We start from the raw sequence: 17,064 nt of genomic DNA on the forward strand, positions 1-17,064 counted from the left end.
AGTGCCTGCCCGGTAACCGCCCGTTCGGCGGGGTCCGCTAGTCGTTGTTGAAGTAGCTCAGCAGACGCAGGATCTCGACGTACAGCCAGACCAGGGTGACGGTCAGGCCGAGGGCGACGCCCCACGCCGCCTTCTCCGGCGCCTGGGCGCGGATCAGCTGGTCGGCGGCGTCGAAGTCCAGCAGGAAGCTGAACGCGGCGATGCCGATGCAGACGAGGCTGAAGATGATCGCCAGCCCGCCGCCGTCCCGCAGACCCAGTCCACCATCGATGAAGAAGCTGGCGATCAGGTTGCCGAGCGAGAGCACCACGACACCGATCAGGGCGCCGATGATCATCCGGGTCAGCCGCGGCGTGACGCGGATGGCGCCGGTCTTGTAGACGACGAGCATGCCGAAGAACACACCGAACGTACCGAGCACGGCCTGCGCGATCAGTGCGGCTCCGCCGACCCCGCCGAACTGGACGTCGGTGAACATCAGCGACAGCGCGCCCAGGAACAGGCCCTCGCAGGCCGCGTACGCCAGCACGATCGCCGGATTGTCCATCTTGCGGCCGAAGCTGGCGACCATCACCAGCACGAGGCCAACGAGACCGCCACCGATGACGAACGCCGACGCCAGGCCCGGGTTCCCGTGCGAGAGCGAGTACGAGATGATCGCGGCGATCGTCAGCACACCGAGCGTGATGCCCGTCTTGGTGACGACGTCGTCGATTGTCATGGACCGCTGAGCGGGTCCGGTGGTGTAGGGCTCGGCCTGCGTGTACTGCGGCTGGCCGAACTGCTGGGTCATCTGCCCGGCGCCCGCCGCGGCAGAACCGAACGAGGCGTATCCGCCCTCCTGCTTCGGGAGGTTGCGGAACACCGGGTTGCTGGTGGTGCGCACCGTGCGTGTCCCTTCTTTCATGGCCCGTGGGCCCGTCGTGTCATTTTGACGCGACCGCGGCGGGTCTGTCCCGCCCACTTGTCCGTACAACGACCGCGCCCTGCGAGTAAGTTCCCGGGGACGGACAATTCGGACTCTACCGTCCCGACCTCCGGATCACCGCGCCACGGAGCGGGTGACGGTGAACTTCGGGTTACGCCCGACCTGCTCGGTGGGCCCGACGGCCGCGGTCAGCTCGGGTTTGTAGCCGAGATGCGAGTTGTACACCGTCCACAGCTCACCGCCGGGGCGCAGGACGCGGCCGGCGGCCCGGAACATCGCCAGAGCGGCACCGGTGTGCACCGCGGCACCGACGTGGAACGGCGGGTTGCACACGATCAGGTCCACGCTGCCGTCGGGGAGGGTCGACATCGCGTCGTCGCGCAGCGCGGTGACGCGCCCGGCCACCCCGTTGGCGTGGGCGGTGGCCGCGGCGGACGCGACGGCGGCCGCCGACTGGTCGGTGGCGATCACGGTCAGGTCCGGTCGCAGCCGCGCGAGGGAGACCGCGAGGATCCCGGTGCCACAGCCCAGGTCGACGGCCGTGCGTGCGGTCGGGTCGGTGCGAGGCAGGAAATCGAGCAGGAACCGGGTGCCGATGTCGAGCGCCGGTCCGGCGAACGCCGCACCGTGCGCGACCACGTCGAGCCCCAGTTCCGCGAGGCGTTCACGCCGTGGATAGGTCCCCGGCACCGGTGTCGGCTTCGTGGCGACGAGGACGCGGGACTTCTGCCGTCCCCGGGTTGCGTGCACGTCGGCGAAGCACGAGGCGAGCACGTCGTTGAAGGCGTGGGTGAGGTGCTTGTCGCGACCGCCCGCGTACACGACCACCGACGGATCCGCATACCGCGCAACGGTTTCCGCCATCTCCGTGAGTGCGCTCAGGCTGCGCGGCAGTTGCACGAGCACCACGGTCGCACCGGCGAGCAGCTCCTCCCCCAGCGCGCACTGCCGGTACCTGCCGACGAGGCCCGCGCGGTCGGCGTTGCCCGCGAGCGCGAGCTCCCCGGTCAACGGATCCTGATGCACCCGAACCTTGCTCGCCCCGAACCCGGCGACCGCCCCCAGGGTCAGCGCGCCGTACCGGTCGCCGATCACCGCGACCGCGCCCGGCGGCGCCGCCGCGAGCGCCACAGCGGCCTCGTCGAGGATCAGCCGATCGGCGCCGTCGACGGCGTACAGGTTGGGCGCCTCGACGTCGGGATGGCGACGCAGGGTGGCGAAGAGTTCCTCGGGGACCGGCACCCGCCCAGTCTCTCAGGTGCGCGGCAGGTCTCCCGATCCGTCCCCGGATCCGCCGCTAGGACACCCAGGTGACGACGGAATCCAGGTCGGCGCGGCCGGTGCGGAACGTGTTCGCCGGATGGGCCAGGTCGGGATACCCGAAGGAGATGGCGCACAGCACGTTCCGGTCGTCGGGGATCTCGAAGAAGTCCCGCACGTACGGGGCGCATCCGGCCAACGCCGCCTGCGGCACGGTGGCAACCCCGAGGCTCTGCGCGGCGAGCAGGAAGGTGTTGACGTAGAGCCCGCAGTCGACGGCGGCGTAGGTGCCGAGAGCGGCGTCGGTGGTGACGATCGCGACGTGCGGGGCACCGAACAGGTCGAAGTTCTTCAACGTCTGCTCGGCAGATGCCTGCCGATCTCCGGCGATGCCGAGGCTCGAGTACAGCTGCAGCGCGCACTCCTTGCGCCGATCCTGGTACACCCCGTGGTATCCGCTGGGGAACTCGATGTCCGGGGCCTGCGCGACCGAGCGCACGGCCTCGGCGAGCCCGCGCCGGAAGCGTTCGGTGGCGTCACCGTCGGTGACGGCGACCTGCCACGGCTGGGTGTTGCACCACGACGGCGTTCGCTGGGCCATCGTGAGGATCTCGACGATCACGTCCTCGGGGACGGGATCGGGAAGGAACGCTCGGCAACTGAATCGCGATGAGAGCAGGGTCGCGAGGGTTGCGGGTTCCACGGCGGTGTCGGTCACGAATTCCGATCCTAGAGAGTCGAATTCCGGGGCGTCACGACCGGTCCCACTCAGACGTTGCGGCCGTTGTTGCCCCAGGTGACCGAGACGCCGTTGTCGCGCAGCCACGCCGACGGGTCGACCTTGTTGCCCTGCGGATCCCACACCTCGAAGTGCAGGTGCGGCCCCGTGGACTGGCCACGGTTGCCGACGGTCGCGATCTGCTGGCCGGCGGAGACCTGCTGCCCGACGGCCACCTGGTAGTCGTTGACGTGGCCGTAGACGGTGATCGTCCGGTCGGCGTGCATCACCCGCACCCACAACCCGAAGCCGGATGCCTGCCCCGCGGAGATCACGGTTCCGTCCTCGGCGGCGAGGATCGGGGTGCCGATCGGCGCGGCGATGTCGAGGCCGCCGTGGTGCGCGCCCCACCGGGAACCGAAGTCGGAGGTCAGCGTGCCGTTGACCGGTTGGACGGTGCGCGCGGGCAACGGGTTCGTGGAACCGAAGTTCTGGTCCTCGACCCACTGCTTGGCGGTCGCGAATCCGGGGATCGAGTCCGCGGCGAGGTCCGGCACCTCCACCGTCGCGGGCACCTCGACACCGACCGAGCGCAGACCAGCGGTGACGTCGGACGGCAGAACCGGAATGTCGACGGTGGCCGCCCCGGCGGTGGCACCGCCGAGCTGAGCACCGCCGACGATGATCGCACCGGTCGCAGCGGCCACGGTGGCGGCCTTGACGCCCGTTCCGTGACCTTGAGCAGGAGCGCGGTGACGACCGCGGACGGCGTCGGGATCGACGACGGCGAACGCGACGGTGCGCGCCCCTGAACTGCGATGATCTGCCACGGGCGATACCTCATCCGTTTCTTCGGTCGGCGGCCCGCAGGTTCCTGCGCACCGTTTGTCCGCGTCCGAAGATAACAAGATGGTCTCGGCCCCGTCTACATTTACCGAACCTTGATGTCGGGTCGGATCAGGAACCCCAGGTGGGCACGACGCCGCGGTCGCCGAGCCAGGCATTCGGGTTCAGCCGGTTGCCTGCGGCGTCCCACGCCTCGAAGTGCAGGTGCGGGCCGGTCGACTGGCCTCGGTTGCCGACGGTGGCGATCTGCTGCCCGGCCGCGACCCGCTGACCCACGTGCACCGAGTACGTGTCGACGTGGCCGTAGACGGTGACCGTGCCGTCGTCGTGCCGGATGCGAACCCACTGCCCGAACCCGGACGCGGGTCCGGCGTTGATGACCTCGCCGTCGGCAGCGGCCTGGATCGGCGTGCCGATCGGCGCGGCGATGTCGATACCGCCGTGGTGAGTCCCCCAGCGCGCGCCGTAGCCGGAACTCAGGGTCCCGGAGACCGGCTGCACCGTCCGGGCCTTGAAGGGCGTGCCGCTGCCGGGGCCGACCGCGGCGAGCAATCCCGCGGCCCAGTCCGCGGTGGGACCGGCGGGCACGTCGATCGCGGGGACCTGAACCCCGGCGGGCAGGACGCCGGCCGGGACCTGAATCGGCTGGGCCGAGGCGGCGCCGGCGCCGAACTGGACACCGGCGACGGCGATGGCGCCGGTCACGACTGCGGCAGCCGAGAGAGTGAAGCGGCGGGTGAGCGTGTGAGAACGAGTAACCGTCCTGTGGGTGTTGGCCACAGTTGTTTCCTTCAATCTTCGTCGCGACGCGGGGCGCGTCGTCATCCACTGGCTCGGTCGCGCACTTCCCCAGCACGACCGGGATCCCCCGGAACGCAGACGAACGTAACGAAGTCATCTCGACACGTCGATCGTGTCCAAATATTTATCAAAAATTGATCTTGATGAGGCCGATGCCGAAAACGGCAGGTCCAGCACCTTCCCGAAGTTCGTACACTGCACAGTGACGTCGGTCACAGTATCGCCGTTTCGCGGCGAGATCCGGCTCGGCCGTGCTCGGTTCCGGACACGAAAAAGGCCCCCGCCGCGCGTCCTCGGGGACGCGGGGCAGGGGCCTTCGGGGCCCTGGAGGCCTAGGCCAGCGCCTTGGCCTTGAGCTGGTCGTATTCGGCCGGCGTGATGGTGCCCGCATCGAGCAGCGACTTCGCCGACGCGATCGCGTCGGCCGGCGTGGCGCCCGCAACCTTCTTGATGTACGCGTCGGCTGCCTCCTGCGCCTCCGCATGCGCCGCGACGGACCGTTCGGTCATGCCCCGGCCACGGGCAATGAGGTACACGAACGCGGTCAGGTACGGGAACACGACGAGGAAGATGATCCACACGACCTTGATCCAGCCGCTGGTCTTCCGGTCCCGGAACAGGTCACCGATGATCTGGAACAGGACGATCAGGTACGCGACGAAGGCGAAGACGAGCAGGGTGTACCAGAGCAGTTCCCAGAACGAGTCGAGCATGAGGTGCAACCACTTTCACGAGGAGGACCCACCCCGTGGTCCGGGACGGGGCAACGCACTTCGAGGGACGAACCGCGCCCCCGAGGGAACGCACCCCGAACCCGTGGTCCAGGCCGCGCGCGCACAGCATCGCACACCATTTTGCTCCAGCGTTGCTATCTGACGTTTGAACGACACGCGTCGCAGGGCGCATCCCCACCCGGAACGATCGATGCCCGCCACTCCAGACGGAGTGGCGGGCATCGATCCGCACGTCCCGGCGCAGGCGCGCCCGCGCGCGTTTCGCGGCGAATTCGACCCCAGAGGCCGTCGGCACCTACGAGCCCAGCGCATCCTTGAGCAGATCGGTCAGAACCTGCGAGAGAACGCCGATGAGAATGGTTTCCGCGCTACCCATGATTGCTCCTTCGGTGCATTTCGTACTGTCGAACGGAACGGTACGACACCGAGGCGCCCCGTGGGTGTGTTTCAACTGAACAGTCGTCCAAAAGTTGATGACCGCTCGGGTGCCGGACGGCCGCCGGGCGCGACCCGACGGGTTCGACCCGGCCCCCGTTCGACCGACAGACCGGTTCGCCTGGCAGAAACTCGCGCTACGTCACCACCGCAGGCGACCGTACGGCCGGACCCGTCGGCGGTCCAGCTGACCACCCCGCGCCGATTCGCCCGTGCTATCGACAGGCAAACTCCGTCCGGCCGGCGAGTGCACACCCCGGCGATCTCACAGACCACCCCCAACCGACAGAGACCTCTCTGGTCAACCTCGAGTCGACCGAAGCGCGCGTTCCACACTGTTCAAATCGGCTGCAACATTTTTCACCGACGATTGGCTACAGTTACCGCGGCGCGCCCGGGATGGGACTCTTGGGGTGCGCCGCGCTCCGGCGCCGCCAGTCGGCGCCGGAGCACCCGATCGGGCTCCTCCTGCCGTCATCGGCTAAAAGTTCGCTATGGATATCTCGCGCCGGCCTCCATCACATCACTCCCCGGTACGCCGCGCCGGCACCTCTGGTCACCGCTTCCCGGGCACGTAGATGCAACGAGAACGGCTGCGGCAGTGGGAATCTGAACCGACCATCTCGACATCGATCTCGTCGCCGCACCCGTCGCAACGGGGTATGCGGGTGGATGCAGACCCCCCGAAACGACGAAACGCCCCCCACCTGAGGGGGGCTGCGGTGGGAGGCGTTTCGTTTGGAGCTCGGTCAGCGTCGATCAGCTGAAGGCAGCAGCCGCACCGACGACGGTCAGGACTGCACCCAGACCACCGACGATGGTGCCGACACCGCTGACGATCGGCTGGATCTGCTTGATGAGCTTGAGGTCTTCTTCGGACGAACCCATGGAACGACTCCTGTTGATCGAGAGGTGATTTCGGCGCATCTCTCGCGCGCCGGACACATTGGTACCAGAGGAAAAGCACCGTATTGGCGCCCTCTACATGAACCTCAGGCAAACACCCTGGACGAGCACTCAAAGTTCGGCTGCACGCAACCTCCGCACCACCGGGAGTTTCCCCAACAGACCCGACATGAAGAGGCACCCCTCCCGGTCACACCACAGCAGGCGGTTCCAAATGTGAAGAATGACCGGGTATTACGCGAATGGGCGGCTGAGAATCCATGGCGATGGTCCCGATGTGAGGCGCGCCCCGGGACGGTGACGAGGCCGGCGACCGACCTGGGGACAGAATGGCCGCGCAGAGAGCCTGCAACGACCCACGAAGCGCGGTGTCCAACCGAACACGTACGGTCCGGGCTCGCCGGCGGCGTCAGTCGGCGACCACGTCGGAGGTGTCCCGCGGGGTGGCGATCGAGTGCCCCCAGTCGGACTCGAACCGACACTTTGCGGATTTTAAGTAAGGACGGTGGGCTGTTTTCCGAGAGCCCCAACCAGCGCCATCGACGACCAGTCCGTCGAATTTCCGCAGGTAAAGACCCATATATCGCCACCTACTGCGCACCTGCGGCTACCCCGAAAGCACCCCTGAGGTAGCGCCGGTGGGTAGCACGGGGGTTGCATGGCGCACTGCTGGCGCGGCATCGGAAGTAGGCCGTAGCGTGGTTGCCAGCACGGCACCACCGGGCCGCACCCGGCAGCCGGTGCAGCACCTCCGGTCAGTGGCCGGGGCGGTCAGTTCGAAACGCGGTGGTGCCGCGTCACAGCAATGCCAGTTCGGTCGGAGACCGGGCTTCTGAGGAACCACGAACGCATCGGTAAGCGACCAGATGCAGCCGGAACCTCGCCCCTATTCCACTTGCGCCCACGCGGCGCGCCACCGAATGGAGCTTCCAATGACGATCACCCACCCGCTCTACTTGCACCCCTTCCGTGCCGCCACCCCCGCGACCGTCAAGGCCGTGGCAGCACTGCTCGCCTCGGGCGGCGACTCCGGCTACTCGACGCAGGGCGACGTCCTCGTCAACAAGACCGCCGACGGCGTCGACCTCGGCAAGCTGTGGGAAGAAGCCGCGGCGGCGATGTCGTTCTACAACAAGGAGCGCACGGCCCTGGCGGCGCTGATCTCCTACCCCACGACCGCCGTTGGCGATGCCGTCCCGCAGGCCCTGGCGTCCGACAACTTCGAGCTCGCCTCGGAATACGGTGAGCCCGAGGGTATCCGTAGCAACCCCGATGCGTTGGTCCTCGGCTACGACTTCAGGGACTATGATCTGGCTAGCAGGTGTTCGTGGAAGTTCTTGCGGGAAGCCACTTCTGAGCAAGTCCGCGACAACATCAACCGCGCGTTCGAGGCCGACAACCGCCTGGTGACAGGGAAACTGTTGCGGCGCTTGTTCGATCCCACCCAGGCACTGAACGAGCACGGGCACCGCGTCTTCGGACTTTGGAACGGAACCGACGGCATGACGCCTCCCCCTCACGCCGGGCTGACGTTCCCAAGCACCACGAGCCACTACCTCGCGTCCGGCAACTCCGTGATCGACCCCGGCGACCTCCTCGACGCGATCAACGCGGTGCGCAGCAAGGGATTCGGCACCAGCGCGAACACCTACCTGATCGTCCTGTGCAATCCCGCCGAAGCTGAGGAGATTTCGACCTTCAAGGCTGGGATAGAGTCCGGCGGCGTCACGTCGAAGTTCGACTACATCCCATCGGCCAGCGCCCCGGCATACCTAACCGAGGAGAACGTGGTCGGCCAGGTTGCGCCGGGCGAGTTCGGCGGCCTGAAGGTCCTCGGCGGCTACGGTCCGGCGTGGATCGTGCCGTCATATTTCATCCCGCAGGGGTACCTCGCCGTAGTTGCGACGGGCGGGCCGAACTCGTCGCTGAACCCGATCGCGTTCCGGCAGCACGTGAACCCGGCCTACTCCGGCCTCCGAATGATTCCGGGCCGGGACCAGCGGTACCCACTGCAGGACAGCTTCTTCCAGCGGTCGTTCGGCTGCGGCGTCCGCTACCGGAGCGCGGCCTGCGTGGTCCAGGTGACCGCCGGAACCACCTACACCGCGCCGACCTGGTCGTGGTCCTGATGGCTCGCCGCCGTGGTTCCGAGTTCGAGTCGGAGTACTCGTGGGGGTCGGGGCTGACGCCGAAGGACCTCGAAGTCGCCCCGCCAAGCCAAGGCGGGCGGTACCGAGGAAAGTCGCCGGCGACGGTCGACGACCCCGCCCTGCGCGCCTTGGCCGACGCCCTCGACCGCAGAGCTGGCACCTGAGCCAGTCCCAACCTGGCGACACCGCGCTTGAGCTCAGGCCGTGGGTGGGCGCATACCCCCACCGGCACGCGCAACCGAGCCACCGCGACGCCCAGGCCAGCGCAACCAGCAACCAGAGGCGGCGGCACCCACCGGCCAGCACGGCCACCACAACACTTCGCAGGGCAGAGCCCGCGAGGCCTCGGGCCACTCCTCCCGAGGAAACGACCACACCCCTCCCGTGGTCGCGGCTGCGTCCCGGTTCACCGAGCCACCGGGGCGCAGCCAACAACTTCACAGACTCCGCGCGGCCTTTCGTTCAGGACACCCTCCGCGCGGATTACAAGCCGATCGGACGTGAACCTGTTCTGGCGGTCGGCGAGAGTAAGGCCAGGAGTCGACGTGTCCTCCGGGTGGCTACTCACAGAACGGCCCCGCGATCCTTGCCTCTCGCGGGGCCGTTCTGCTGCGTTCGAACGTCACGCGGAAACGCTCCTTGCCAAGTTCTCGCGGCCACTCGGGATGCGTCGATCGCGTTTGGGTCGCCTCCGTCGATCTCGGGCTCAAATCACAGACCGCCCCGACACGCCAAACCGAACTAGATTCACGAAAGCTGTTGCAGTGGAATGCATTCTGACAGCGCACTGGTTGCGCCTATTGGCTTAGTTGCGCTACATTTGCGGCAGCACCAACACCGCCACGGCGGTACCGGGTGCGGTGAATGTCGTGGCTGAGCGCAGCTCAGTGACATACCGAGAACAAGCCCGACCGAGCGAAGATGCCGGTCGCCCTCCGGGGCGAGACCGATCACTGTTGGCTCACGGAACGGCCCACGACTAGCCGGGACGAAATCGGAACTCCCAGGTCTCCATCCAATCGTGATGGTCTCCTGGGATTCTTGCGTTCCAGGGGACCCGACCAGGAGGTTCCCCATGAGTCAGCAGGTCAACGCACCCGGCTTCCGGCCGAGCGCACCCCATCAGCAGCGCCGCGCGCTCGTCAACCGCGTCGAGCTCAATCAACTGCCGACGATCAAAGGTCGCGACGCAGCGGTGCGGTTCATCAACGAGGTTCTCGGTGTGCCGATGACGCCCACCCGCATGAGGGCGGCAATCGAGGGTCGCGAGCTGCCGGTCTACAAGATCAGCGGGGCCAACTTCACCGCTGAGCGCGATCTGTACGACTGGATCATGAGCCTTGCGAAGGGTTCTCGCCAGGGCGGTGATGCCGCATGAGCGCCGCGTACACCCTAGAACAGGCGTGCCTGGACCACCCCGCGCTCGATGCGCTGTACCGCGACGACCACACCGCGATGCGAGGGCCGGGTAATTCGATGGTGGATCAGACTGGCGCTGCCAGGAACCCTCAGATGCTCGACCTCGACAAGGATGGGTCTCTCCTCGTCCGTCCGCAGCGGAGGTCGTCACCGGCAGCTCTGGGGCACCCTGAGATCAGCGCGGGTCTTCTTCGGGCGGGGAAGATACGGCTGGATTGGGACGTGGCCGGGTTGGCTTCGGTCGATCGCATCTACAGCAACGTCGGACGGCGGGTGCTGCCGTTCCGCCGGGGCGGGTACACAGCGGACGAGCTGCGAGCCGAGGAGCTGAAGCGGCTGGGGATCACACGGCGGCAGCAAGCCCAGCTCGATGCCGAGTACGAGAGGATGCTCGACCTGGCCGCCTACGGCGGGCAGCCTACCGGCGCGGTGGTGTTCCACTTCGCCGAGTTGACGGACGAGGAAGGAGCCCTGACGGTTCCGGTGGTGGCGGGAATGTCGGCGCGGCGGATCGTCCGGCTGGCCGGGCAGTCGTCCAGGGTGTGCTTTTGGTGTGGTGATCGGTCGCCGGCTCCGCTGGACGACTACCTGATGGTCGACACGGGGTTCCTGCGGGTGTTCCCGACGTGCTCGGGTTGCCGTGATCGGTTCGACCGCGCTACGGACTATCGCGGCCTCGACTGGAACATCCTCAGTGACGACTGGTTCCGGGTCGCGGGTGGCCCGGACGACCGGTACATCTGATGCGCTGCGGCGGGTACCGCGCAGGGCTGCCAGGTTGCCTATCCCTGGCACCTGACGCCGACGGAGGCCGACCCGCACCGGCTGCGGGGGTACCGGCCAGAGGTGCCGGGTAGGTCAACCGCGATCTCGATGGATGAGGGGTCGCCCGGCCTCTGACCTGGACGACCCCTCGTTCGACGCGGAAGTGCTGAGCACTTCTCTTAACCCCCGCCTGAGGCGGGCAATATCAGCGTATAGCACTGCAAACAAACAGATTTGGAGAGAACTATGAGTGAGAACGTCCAAACCCGAGACCTAGTGGAAACGTGGGTTGATGATCGTGCGCGGTGGGTGATCGACTTGCTCCGCTGCGGCTGCGACATTGCGGTGATGGGAAGCCCCGGCATCGGCAAGACGTCCGTCATCAACCGCGCCCGAGAGGAACTGGAGCACCTGGACCCGGATCTGTTCGAGCGGGTGTGGTGGTTCACCGAAGGTGCGGCACCACCCCAGGTCAAGCGCGACCGGGCGGATCTGTTCGTCGCCGAGGTCTACGGCTCGCCGAACAACCCCTCGCTCGCACCCCGCGGATTCGTGGTGGTCCCACTGCTGCCAATTCTGAGCGAGCGCGGCGTTCGTAAAGCGTTGCAGTAAAAAGAAATACGCCCAGCCACGCCGGTAAAATGGTGTGGCTGGGCGTATTCCGACCAGATCCCGAGCCGCCAGCTCGGAACCAAATGAAGACCCCTACGAAAGGCTCCATCAATGCCGCATCAGCATAGCAGTACGCCCGTACCGCCAGCAATCGCCGACGACCTGGAATCGTCTCAGCCGCAGTCTGATCCAGACAACGTACGCGAGATCAAGTCTGCCGAACCATTCAAGACCTCCGCGCACGAGTACCTCTCGAAGGGCTGGGCCGGACCCATTCCCCTTCCGTCGCAAGATAAGTTCCCTCCGCCGAGGGGATGGACCGGCCGAAACGGTGGCTATCCCGACTCCGCGCAGATCGATTTCTGGTTGGCGCGCAAGGACAAGGACGCCACCGGCGAGAACGAGAACCGCGTGTCGGCGTACCGACCGAAGGCCAACATAGGCCTCCATCTCGGCCAGGTGGATGTTGACGGCAAGGCGTGGGAGGTCGTCGGTATCGACTCCGACAACTACAACGGCAAGCGCGGCGACGACATCATTCGGGAGTTGGAGGGCCAGCTCGGGCCGCTGCCCGAGACGTGGACCAGCTCAGCCCGGACTGACGGTGTGAGCGGTATCAGGTACTTCCTGGTTCCGGTGGGGTTGGCCTGGCGGGGCAACCTCAGCGAGGTTGGCGACGGCGTCGACATCATCCAGAAGGTGCATCGATACGCGGTGGTGTATCCGTCGTGGCATCCCGACGGCGGTCAGTACCTGTGGTACGCGCCGGGTCGATGCCCCGACGGCAAGCCGAGCCCGTGGTACTCGTCCAATCTGACTGTGGCTGGGCAGTCCGCCGAGGGGAAGATCCGATTCACTCGCCGACATGATCCGAAGATCCCCTACGCCGACGAATTGGCGATCCTGCCGACCAAGTGGGTCCAGTACCTGACCCGCGGAGGGATGAAGGACCAGGGCGTCCCTATCGACATGGATTCGCCGGCGTGCGGTGGCTCACCTAAAACCCCTGGTAGATAGGGGTTTGAGCCACTGTGCCACTTGAGCCACTTGGTTTTGGCATTGCTGGCGTAGTAGCGCAAAGGCATTGCCATTGCACAAAGGGTAATACAAAACAGTCAATAGGCGCAGCGCCCTATTAATACCTATTCAAATTAGTGGCTTGAAGTGGCTAAGTGGCTCAAAGTGCTGCCTACCAGGTGTTTTGGGGTGAGCCACATCTGAGTCACTTGCCCAAAGTGAGTCACTTCGGCAGTCGCAGATCGGTCCGCCTCGGGCGGGTCATTCGGAGAGAGGAACGGATCATGATCGAACAGAACGAGAACCGGGAGAGCGAAGTCGTCGACGAGATCGCCGGCGAATACGGCGAGAAGTCGACGGCGGAGACATCGAGCCGAGTACCCATGGAGCCACTGTGGAAGGACGGGCGGACGCCTGATCCGTCGCGCATCTGCACCGCGCGCAGGACGAACGGTGAACCGTGCCGTAAGACGGCGATCAAGGGCGGCACTGTCTGCATGACCCACGGCGGAGCTGCACCGGCTGTCCGCGCCAAGGCGCAGACGAGGCTGGTGATGGCATCGGATCCTGCTGCCCGCGAACTCATTCGGATGATGAAGGATCCCAACGTAAGCGACTCCGTAAAGCTGCGCGCGGCCGAGACGATCCTGGACCGCGCCGGACTCAGCGCCAAGACGGCGGTCTCGGTGGAGGTTGGGCCGAGCAAGCCCTTCGAGGAGATCCTGACGACCGCGCTCTCGGGCGGTAGCCGTGCCGAATCTCGCGCGGCCCGTGGCATCGAGGAGAAGGCCGTGCCGGACTGGCTGGCCGACGAGCTGGACACCGCGAGAGCCGTGGACGCCGACGACGCACCGGACGTGCTCGACGCCGAGGTGGTGGAGGTGGACGATCACCCCGTCCCCGCCCTGGCTCCGGAGCCCACGTCGCCTGAGCCTGCGACCGACAACGGCCTCATGTCGATGGAGGACGCCTTGGCAGCCTTGCGTCGCACATCACCGCCCCCGGCCCCGCAGGCCCGCCGCCGCAGGCACACCTGACCCCGATTAGAGCGGCCTGAGCATCGCCACATCGGAGCAGCGCAGGCCAGGTGGGCAACTACCCGCCCGGCTGGCCGCAACCGCTCAAATCGGAAGTCGACAACCGGGCCACACCCGAGCCGTCCAGCAGTCCACGCGCGGCGCTCTGACCTGCGAATACGCCGCCGTTTCGAACAGGTGTGCGATGTAGGGTGAGGGTGCAGGGGCGCAACCAGCGCAGCACCCCACGCACCCCGCAACAGCAAGGGAGACAACGGGTATGAGGATCATCGGATACGTGCGAGTGAGCACGAAGGAACAGGGAGTCAGCGGCCTTGGCTTGGAGGCGCAGCGGGAATCGTTGGAGCAGTGGTGCATTGCTCGCGGGCACGAGCTGCTGACCGTCACCACCGACGTCATCAGCGGAGCCAAGGCCGACGCCATGCACGGGCGTGAGGTCGCCATTGCGGCCGTCGAGAACGGCGTGGCGCAGGCGTTGCTCGTCCGGGCACTGGACAGGGCGAGCCGCGACCAGCTGGACGCCGCGCAGCTCATGAAGCGGGCCGAGAACTACGGCTGGCGGCTCATGGACTGCGAAGGTGCCGACAGCGGCGAACCCAGCCAGCGTTTCGCGGCCGATATCCGGCTCGCAATGGCAGCCGAGGAACGCCGGAAGATCGGCACCCGCACCCGCGAAGCCCTCGACGCCAAGCGCAAGAAGGGCGAGCCGGGCCTGGTCGCCATGAGCGCGCAGCGTCGCATCCAGGTTCTCCGTGCAGAAGGACTCGGGGCCAAGGCGATTGCCTCGCGACTCACCGAGGAAGGCGTGCCCACGGCCACCGGAGGCGACACCTGGCACTACTCGACGGTCCGGCGAGTGCTCCAGCGTCTCGCCGCAGCGAAGGCGGTGGCCTGACATGGCATGGGTGAAGGCGTACGAGACCACGCAGCGGCACCGGGGCAAGCCAGTGAAGACCTACACGGTCATCTGGAAGGAGGTCGAGCGCGACGCCTACGGCCTGCCGATCCCGGTTGACCCCGAAAAGCCCGAAGGCCGCAAACGCACCCGCAACCGGCAGGAGTCGTTTGCCACCCGCGAGGCAGCCGAGACGCGCCGCGACGAGCTGAACGCCGCCAAGCACACCGGCCGGACCAGCGCCCTCGCCGAGCAGCGGAGAGCCGGCGATCTACCGTTCGGGTACTACGCGCAGGCGTGGATCGAGAGCCAGCAGGCGAAGGTGGCGCAGGGCCGGTTGAAGCAACGGACCCTGGACGACTACGACAAGACCCTGCGGCGGTACTCGCTGGATCGCTTCGGCGGGAAGGCGATTGCCAGCATCACCCCGAAGGACTGCGAGGAGTTCCTCACGGCGCTCGTCGGGCAACAGTCGCGGCAGAATGGCGGTAAGCCGATCACTCCCGCGACCGTGAAGCACGCATGGGGAAGGTTCGGCCGGGTGATGCGCTACGCGATGCAGCACGACGCGCTGACCTCCAACCCGTGCGACCGCGTCGACTTCGACGGCAAGCGTGCCACCGGCGACCGCGAGAAGTTCCACCACCACCCGCTGACTGCACAACAGGTGGCACAGCTGAGCGCGGCAATCGCAGGGAACGTGGACGGTCTGCCCGCCTACCCGGTGTACGCGCTGATGGTGGAATTCCTTGCATACAGCGGACTCCGGGCGAGCGAGAACGCCGGTCTGGAAGTGCAAGACCTCGACTTCACCACCCGCCCCGGCCAGTCCGCGCGATGCGTCGTCAACGTCCGGCGGACCAAGGATCGCAAGGGCGGCGAGTGGGTCACCAGCACGCCGAAGTCGCGGAAGTCGCGCCGGTCGGTGCCGTTGCCGCCGTGGCTGGCCGAGCGGATGCACGCCTACCTGATGGACCACCCCCGAGCCGACGAGCCCACCGCTCCCCTGTGGCCGTCGAGGAAGAACGGCGGGGGCTACCGTGCGCACGGCGAGCGGTACGCGGTGCCGTTGGAATGGTCTCAGCCGCTGGCGATGGGCACCTTCTACGACACCATCATGAAGCCCGCATTGGAGGCGATCGGTCTCCCGGCCAGCCGCCCCGCAACCACCACCGCCCCGGCCCAGCAAGGCGTCCGGCTGCATGACCTGCGCCATTCGTTCGCTGTGATGCAGCTGATGGCCGGGGTTCACTTCATGCAGGTGTCGCGGTGGCTGGGGCACAGCACGTTCACGCTGACCCTGGACACCTACGGCGACTGGATTCCAGAGGAGGAAGGCGGCGCTGGCAACAACCTTCCCGAGCCCGAGGCGGTGCCAGTTCCTATACCCACCCCAGAACCTCAGCGCACCAACGTCATCCAACTGTTTGGACGTTAGTCCCCTTTACCAACGACTTTCGCTGTCGCCTCGGCCCAACCCGAGATTATGGCCATAGCGCTTTCCAAGGACAGGAACCCCGCCTGAAGGTTCCTACTCGGAGCTTTCATCGCCCTACTCATCCTGCCCAGCGAACTCATCTGCCGACGCATCGAGGCGAATTCCCCAATCTGGCCAGCCATTTGATCACGCATTTCCACAAAATTCTCATGCATCTTCGCAATCGCATCAGAATTGGCCGCACCAAGGATCGGATCCTCCGAGAATTCAACCATCGCGACCACTGCCGAATCGATCTCGCGCGTCTTCCCCTCTAGAATCTTGCAAGCATCATCAAACTCCTTCGTCGGAGCTTTCAGGGCGTTCGCAACTCGCACAATATCACTCAAATGCGCAGACATCGATGATCTCGCCGGCGCCTGGGAGATCCCTTCAAACGTGGCTCCAACAAGGCCGAACGACAGTTTCACACGGTCCATGTCGCCTTGCAGCGACTCCATAGCAGCCTCCGCGGAAGCTAGGAGTTCAAACAGCCCGGGCTCATCGTCAGACGACTCCTCCTCAGCCACGGATTCAGGCTTCAATTCGACAATCGTGGCAACTTCTTTGAGTCGCCTGCCGATTTTCGCCAGCTCCGTCTTATAGATCTTGGAGTTGAATTCCTCCAACCGAGTTTCTCGCCAGTCCAAAAACTGAATCTTCTCGACGATCCTACAGATTTCGTCGCTGCTATCGGCCGACAGGTCTACATCTGCATACAGAATCGGCAAGAGCAGCTCCCCGAGGTTGGACTCGCTCGCTCGGGACCAAAACTCAAGAAACTCATTTCGACAGTTCTCGCTATTAAGGTAGCTCGGCGAAATGATAGGAATAAAGAAGGTCGTCCCAGCAATCGTTGAGGAAATTTTCTCCTGCCACTCGTCCCCCCACTTCAGTCCAGACTCTTCATCCCTATCAACGAAGAGGGTGAGCTTCTCCCCGGTCTCCAGCTGGTAGCTCCCGGCAACTTGCTTCGCCAATTCGCGTACATGGCCCCCGGTCGCGTCATTGTCCGCGTGCGCGTAGCTCCAGAAGGCGGTGGCGGTGCTCAGCTCCATGCCCAG

The 17,064-nt window shown here is 66.1% G+C and carries 16 protein-coding genes; 8 read left to right on the forward strand and 8 right to left on the reverse strand.

Annotated features, from left to right (window positions below):
- Positions 1-37 precede the first annotated feature (37 nt).
- From ACWDUM_RS02625 to ACWDUM_RS02655, 7 genes are all read right to left on the reverse strand, one after another.
- A complete protein-coding gene (locus ACWDUM_RS02625; protein ID WP_450114144.1) occupies positions 38-886 on the reverse strand; it encodes a Bax inhibitor-1/YccA family protein in 849 nt (282 codons plus the stop codon).
- Between the two features lie 156 nt (positions 887-1,042).
- Entirely contained in the window at positions 1,043-2,170 is a 1,128-nt protein-coding gene (locus ACWDUM_RS02630; RefSeq protein WP_450132778.1) for a class I SAM-dependent methyltransferase, read from the reverse strand.
- 55 nt (positions 2,171-2,225) lie between these two features.
- The gene (locus ACWDUM_RS02635; RefSeq protein WP_450114142.1) at positions 2,226-2,906 is read right to left on the reverse strand and encodes a nitroreductase; all 681 of its coding nucleotides are present in this window, start codon (positions 2,904-2,906) and stop codon (positions 2,226-2,228) included.
- A gap of 50 nt (positions 2,907-2,956) precedes the next feature.
- Entirely contained in the window at positions 2,957-3,736 is a 780-nt protein-coding gene (locus ACWDUM_RS02640) for a M23 family metallopeptidase (RefSeq protein ID WP_450114141.1), read from the reverse strand.
- Positions 3,737-3,863: 127 nt separating this feature from the next.
- On the reverse strand, positions 3,864-4,532 hold the full coding sequence (locus tag ACWDUM_RS02645) for a M23 family metallopeptidase (RefSeq protein WP_450132779.1): 669 nt from the start codon (positions 4,530-4,532) through the stop codon (positions 3,864-3,866).
- A 353-nt stretch (positions 4,533-4,885) separates the two neighbouring features.
- On the reverse strand, positions 4,886-5,266 hold the full coding sequence (locus ACWDUM_RS02650) for an SHOCT domain-containing protein (RefSeq protein ID WP_450114139.1): 381 nt from the start codon (positions 5,264-5,266) through the stop codon (positions 4,886-4,888).
- Positions 5,267-6,481: 1,215 nt separating this feature from the next.
- Positions 6,482-6,610 carry a hypothetical protein gene (locus tag ACWDUM_RS02655; RefSeq protein ID WP_450114138.1) on the reverse strand — a complete coding sequence of 43 codons (129 nt, stop codon included), beginning with the start codon at positions 6,608-6,610 and terminating at the stop codon, positions 6,482-6,484.
- Positions 6,611-7,560: 950 nt separating this feature from the next.
- On the opposite strand from ACWDUM_RS02655, the gene ACWDUM_RS02660 reads away from it, so the two are divergent.
- From ACWDUM_RS02660 to ACWDUM_RS02695, 8 genes are all read left to right on the forward strand, one after another.
- Positions 7,561-8,757, forward strand: coding sequence for a hypothetical protein (locus ACWDUM_RS02660; protein WP_450132780.1), 1,197 nt, complete (start codon positions 7,561-7,563; stop codon positions 8,755-8,757).
- 1,096 nt (positions 8,758-9,853) lie between these two features.
- The gene (locus ACWDUM_RS02665) at positions 9,854-10,156 is read left to right on the forward strand and encodes a hypothetical protein (protein ID WP_450132781.1); all 303 of its coding nucleotides are present in this window, start codon (positions 9,854-9,856) and stop codon (positions 10,154-10,156) included.
- Complete coding sequence (locus tag ACWDUM_RS02670) at positions 10,153-10,941, forward strand: hypothetical protein (RefSeq protein WP_450132782.1); 789 nt, start codon at positions 10,153-10,155, stop codon at positions 10,939-10,941. The genes ACWDUM_RS02665 and ACWDUM_RS02670 overlap by 4 nt, the downstream gene beginning before the upstream one ends.
- A gap of 267 nt (positions 10,942-11,208) precedes the next feature.
- Positions 11,209-11,574, forward strand: coding sequence for a hypothetical protein (locus ACWDUM_RS02675; protein ID WP_450132783.1), 366 nt, complete (start codon positions 11,209-11,211; stop codon positions 11,572-11,574).
- A gap of 111 nt (positions 11,575-11,685) precedes the next feature.
- A complete protein-coding gene (locus ACWDUM_RS02680) occupies positions 11,686-12,591 on the forward strand; it encodes a bifunctional DNA primase/polymerase (RefSeq protein WP_450132784.1) in 906 nt (301 codons plus the stop codon).
- A 284-nt stretch (positions 12,592-12,875) separates the two neighbouring features.
- Complete coding sequence (locus tag ACWDUM_RS02685) at positions 12,876-13,628, forward strand: hypothetical protein (protein ID WP_450132785.1); 753 nt, start codon at positions 12,876-12,878, stop codon at positions 13,626-13,628.
- A 259-nt stretch (positions 13,629-13,887) separates the two neighbouring features.
- On the forward strand, positions 13,888-14,523 hold the full coding sequence (locus ACWDUM_RS02690) for a recombinase family protein (RefSeq protein ID WP_450132786.1): 636 nt from the start codon (positions 13,888-13,890) through the stop codon (positions 14,521-14,523).
- A 1-nt stretch (position 14,524) separates the two neighbouring features.
- Positions 14,525-15,961, forward strand: coding sequence for a tyrosine-type recombinase/integrase (locus tag ACWDUM_RS02695; protein ID WP_450132787.1), 1,437 nt, complete (start codon positions 14,525-14,527; stop codon positions 15,959-15,961).
- Here the strand turns inward: ACWDUM_RS02695 and ACWDUM_RS02700 are convergent.
- Positions 15,958-17,058, reverse strand: coding sequence for a toll/interleukin-1 receptor domain-containing protein (locus tag ACWDUM_RS02700; RefSeq protein ID WP_450132788.1), 1,101 nt, complete (start codon positions 17,056-17,058; stop codon positions 15,958-15,960). The genes ACWDUM_RS02695 and ACWDUM_RS02700 overlap by 4 nt on opposite strands.
- Positions 17,059-17,064 lie beyond the last annotated feature (6 nt).

The sequence above is a fragment of the Rhodococcus sp. NPDC003322 genome (assembly GCF_053589555.1).

Coding starts and splice junctions, on each gene's coding strand:
- ACWDUM_RS02650 (WP_450114139.1), bottom strand. CDS start 5,266: ATGCTCGACTCGTTCTGGGAACTGCTCTGGTACACCCTGCTCGTCTTC.
- ACWDUM_RS02655 (WP_450114138.1), bottom strand. CDS start 6,610: ATGGGTTCGTCCGAAGAAGACCTCAAGCTCATCAAGCAGATCCAGCCG.
- ACWDUM_RS02660 (WP_450132780.1), top strand. CDS start 7,561: ATGACGATCACCCACCCGCTCTACTTGCACCCCTTCCGTGCCGCCACC.
- ACWDUM_RS02665 (WP_450132781.1), top strand. CDS start 9,854: ATGAGTCAGCAGGTCAACGCACCCGGCTTCCGGCCGAGCGCACCCCAT.
- ACWDUM_RS02670 (WP_450132782.1), top strand. CDS start 10,153: ATGAGCGCCGCGTACACCCTAGAACAGGCGTGCCTGGACCACCCCGCG.
- ACWDUM_RS02675 (WP_450132783.1), top strand. CDS start 11,209: ATGAGTGAGAACGTCCAAACCCGAGACCTAGTGGAAACGTGGGTTGAT.
- ACWDUM_RS02680 (WP_450132784.1), top strand. CDS start 11,686: ATGCCGCATCAGCATAGCAGTACGCCCGTACCGCCAGCAATCGCCGAC.
- ACWDUM_RS02685 (WP_450132785.1), top strand. CDS start 12,876: ATGATCGAACAGAACGAGAACCGGGAGAGCGAAGTCGTCGACGAGATC.
- ACWDUM_RS02690 (WP_450132786.1), top strand. CDS start 13,888: ATGAGGATCATCGGATACGTGCGAGTGAGCACGAAGGAACAGGGAGTC.
- ACWDUM_RS02695 (WP_450132787.1), top strand. CDS start 14,525: ATGGCATGGGTGAAGGCGTACGAGACCACGCAGCGGCACCGGGGCAAG.
- ACWDUM_RS02700 (WP_450132788.1), bottom strand. CDS start 17,058: ATGGAGCTGAGCACCGCCACCGCCTTCTGGAGCTACGCGCACGCGGAC.